Below are 1,090 nucleotides of genomic sequence, written 5' to 3' on the forward strand. Positions count from 1 at the left end.
CTCGAACGCATCGTGGGCAAGTTCCCGCGCGCCATCTGGCGCTCGAACGGCCGCGCCCAGGAAATCACCGTCTGGTGCTCCAACGACTATCTCGGCATGGGCCAGAACGGCGATGTGATTACCGCTTTCCAGACCGCGGCCGGCAAGATGGGCTCGGGCGCCGGCGGCACCCGCAACATCTCCGGCACGTCCAACCCGCTGGTCGAGCTCGAGCATGAGCTGGCCGACCTGCACGACAAGGAAGCGGCGCTGGTCTTCACCTCCGGCTTCGTCTCCAACGAGGCCTCGATCTCGACGATCGCCAGGCTCCTGCCCAATTGCCTGATCATCTCGGACGAGTTGAACCATGCCTCGATGATCGAGGGCGTGCGGCGCTCGGGCGCCGAGAAGAAGATCTTCCGCCACAACGACGTCGCGCATCTGGAAAGCCTGCTGCAGGCGGCGGGCCGCGAGCGCGCCAAGCTGATCGTGTTCGAAAGCGTCTATTCGATGGACGGCGACATCGCGCCGATCAAGCAGATCGTCGAGCTCGCCGAGCGCTACAACGCCATGACCTATATCGACGAGGTGCATGCGGTGGGCATGTACGGGGCGCGCGGCGGCGGCATCACCGAGCGCGAGGGGCTGGCCGACCGCATCGACATCATCGAGGGCACCTTGGCCAAGGCCTTCGGCACGCTGGGCGGCTACATCGCCGGCGCCAGCGCCGTCATCGACGCCGTGCGCTCCTATGCGCCGGGCTTCATCTTCACCACCGCGCTGCCGCCGGCGATCGCGGCGGCGGCCACCACCTCGATCCGGCATCTGAAGCGCTCGCAGGCCGAGCGCGACGCGCAGCAGCGCCAGGCAGCCAGGACCAAGCAGGTGCTCGCCGCGGCCGGGCTGCCGGTGATGGAATCGGCCACCCACATCGTGCCGGTGCTGGTCGGCGATCCGGAGCTGTGCAAGATGGCCAGCGACCGCCTGCTCGGCGTCCACGGCATCTACATCCAGCCGATCAACTATCCGACGGTGCCGCGCGGCACCGAGCGGCTGCGCATCACGCCGACACCCTTCCATTCCGACGCGCTGATCGCCGAATTGCAGGACG

1 protein-coding gene is annotated in these 1,090 nt (G+C 67.6%); it reads left to right on the forward strand.

Features of this window, described 5'->3' with window-relative positions; genetic code table 11:
* Positions 1–1,090 (forward strand): 5-aminolevulinate synthase (gene hemA, locus EOA29_RS37425; RefSeq protein ID WP_127222458.1); only part of this gene is annotated, 1,090 nt, incomplete at both ends.

Origin of the sequence: Mesorhizobium sp. M1E.F.Ca.ET.063.01.1.1 (genome assembly GCF_003998155.1) — a bacterium.
GTDB lineage: Bacteria > Pseudomonadota > Alphaproteobacteria > Rhizobiales > Rhizobiaceae > Mesorhizobium.